At 56.8% G+C, this 2,725-nt stretch carries 3 protein-coding genes; all 3 read right to left on the bottom strand.

Annotated features, from left to right (window positions below; genetic code table 11):
- Positions 1–173: calcium-binding protein (locus H7225_RS18325; RefSeq protein WP_366481309.1), on the bottom strand; the 173-nt coding region annotated here is incomplete at its 3' end.
- A gap of 15 nt (positions 174–188) precedes the next feature.
- Positions 189–1,112, bottom strand: a complete 924-nt coding sequence (locus H7225_RS08330) for a hypothetical protein (protein ID WP_290660718.1) — start codon at positions 1,110–1,112, stop codon at positions 189–191.
- A 305-nt stretch (positions 1,113–1,417) separates the two neighbouring features.
- Positions 1,418–2,725, bottom strand: a 1,308-nt coding sequence (locus H7225_RS08325; RefSeq protein ID WP_290660716.1) for a calcium-binding protein, incomplete at its 5' end; no start/stop codon positions are given.

Here is a 2,725-nt window from a genome sequence, read left to right as displayed (position 1 = left end):
GGCGAGAACGCCGCCATGGCTTGCACCAAGGCCTGCACTTGGCTGTCCAATAGCACCTTGCCATCACTGGTCTTGAACTGCTCCACGTGGTACTGGTTGCCCAGGTACCAGTTGGTCAGCGTGAACTTGTCACTGGTACCTTTGATGTCCACCTCCAGGTTGTTGCCGACCATTTCTAGCTGCCTTATTTACTTGGAAGGTTTGAGTACTTTTTCGACAAAAGTAATTGTTTGTCCGGGCTGCTGACTAGAGCCGCCGCCGTTGCTAGCCGTAATTGGAAAATTTGGATTCCACTGAAATCCGGGGCAAGCGCTATTTGCAGCAAACAGCCAAGGTGACCGTTGTCCGGCTCTGCTTCCCTGCGCCAAATCCACCATGTAACCAATGCGTTCAGCTATCACTTCATTGGTTTGAAAATCGATTACTTTGAGTGAGCTGCCTGCTAGCCAATACTCGCGTTCTTCGTGGGTAGATATGCCGTCATAGGCGATGCCGTAGCGTGCCACTGGACCGGTTGCGAGTGCTCTATCGAGAACAAAGCGATTGTAGCCCTGGCTGTAGGCTTTGTTGGTCTGCCATGGTTCTTCAAGGCGGCCGGTATACCGGTACCGCTGCCCATCCTTGGCGTCTTCGGCTTCAACATAGGAATAGCCGACGCGGGGTGGAGAACCCGGCACTAAAGCTTCAGTGCGTTGGTGATAGAACCCTCTGAGGAAATTCAGCAAGTACATATCACCCGTTGAGTCGTGCCCATAAGGATCATCGAGTTCAAACTGGTTACTGTGATTGGACGAGGTGCGTATCTTCATCAGGTAAATGCCCTCCACGTTTTCCACCGTCTTGTAAATTTTTTCCCCTGCTGTTTTGCATCGCTCTTGCCACATGGCCCTGGCTTTGTCACTTCTCGCCTCAAACTCCTTGGCCTCCACCACACCCCGTACCACTTGGCTCATGGGAATGGCAATCAACGTTGCTACCACGGTAAAAGCCCAGGTTTTGCCCGTGCGCGTTTTGGGCAACCACAGCGCTAGGCCAATGCCCAGCAACGCCAAGGCGAGGAAGCCGAAGCCTGAAGCCCGAAGAATTTCCTGGGTTAGCCAGTAGTCACGCATGACGTGTTCCTTGAGTTTGATGTGAAAGTCCCGTGACCTCGACGGACTCGGCCCGTTTGACTGGCACACAGGTCTGCACACCCACCCGTGGAGCAGGGAGTGCAAAAGAAGATCGGTAGTGATTTGGTTTCAGCATGGTTGAGCTAGGCCCATCAACCTCTGGTTGAAATTGGTTTTGGGAGCTTTAAGTACCCCTTTTGTATAGAAGGGGCTTGCAAAGTCGTTTACAGGACATTTTTAACGAAACCTGGCTGTAGCCCTCGTGGGATATGAAATATCAGCTATGTAATTAATAGCAATCGTGTTTAGTTGCGAAGTATCGATTGGCGCAATCCTGGGGTTCTCCGTGTTGGCATAGTTTGGAATTGGGTGTGACCGCCCCGCTGCGGGCGGGCGTCAAGGTAGCACACAAATCGTCTGGCGGGTATCCCACAAATGGGGTAATCTGCGGCCCCGCCCAGCAGCAGGTGGTTGCCCGCTGGGGCGCTGATCACATCATCGTTGTCCGTGCCGTAAATTTCGTCCGCACTGCCGGTGCTGCCTTCCGTGCCCGCGATCCTGACCCCACGCGCCAGCAATTCCGCATAAGGGACTGAAGTACCATCGTCGAAGGTAAAGCGGTCAATTAATGTGGATTGCTTGACGGCGTCTGCCGAGATGCCCAGCTGCATGCGGTCTTCATCCCCGTCCCCCAGACGGATGGAGATTTGCCCCTGGGCGTCCACCTCAAGGCGCAGGTCAGCCGCCTTGAAGTCGCCTTGCAGCTTGACGACCGCCGCTTGGCCCGAGCCGAAGAGCGTGTCCACCCCATCGCCATGGCTGTATTGCACGGTCTGGCCCTTGCCGTCCAGGCTGAGGCGGTCATTGCCGAGGCCACCGTTGAATAGGCTGCCATCGCCCGTGGCGCCCAACTGGTCATCTTGCTTGCCGCCGACCATGGTGGCGTGAGCCGTGTAGGTGGTGGCATTGACCACTTGGTCCCACGTCTTGCCGGCCAATTGCACCAGGCTGGTGTGGCTGCCGTCGCTGAACTGCACTTCGATGTTTTGCGCGCTGTCGTAGCCTTTGATATATACACCGGCTGTGCCGCCTGCCCATTGCACACCAAAACCCGCACCATCGGCTACGCCAGTCACGCGGGCATCGTCGGCCTGTGCGTCGATCTGGATCGTGTTCTTGCCTTCAGTGTCGTCGATGGTGGTGCGCAGGGTGACCACGCCGGTGTTGGGGTCGCGCTGGGTTAGGGTGTCGCTTGCATGCAAGATGTAGGTGTCGTTGACCTTGCCGCCCTTGAGCCAGTTGGTGCCCGAGCCGCCATCCAGCATGTCATCGCCACCGCCGCCATACAACACGTCATCTCCGGCGCCGCCCATGAGCACGTCAATGCCGTCCCATTGGCTGGCCACATCGCTTGTTGTGCCATTGCTGCCAAAGCCATCGCCATACAGAGTGTCATTGCCATCGCCGCCCATTAGGGTGTCTGCACCGCCGTCACCGATCAGGGTGTCGTCGCCTGCGCCGCCGTCCAGTGTGTCGTTGCCATGGAATTGGCCTGCGACATCGGCCTCGCTGGCGTCGCCGCGCAGTACGTCATTGCCAGCGCCGCCCATCAG

The organism is Aquabacterium sp. (assembly GCF_014378415.1).
Taxonomy (GTDB): Bacteria; Pseudomonadota; Gammaproteobacteria; order Burkholderiales; family Burkholderiaceae_C; genus Aquabacterium.
The sequence above is the reverse complement of the archived record's forward strand: the minus strand, read 5'-3'. Positions and strand labels throughout refer to the sequence as shown.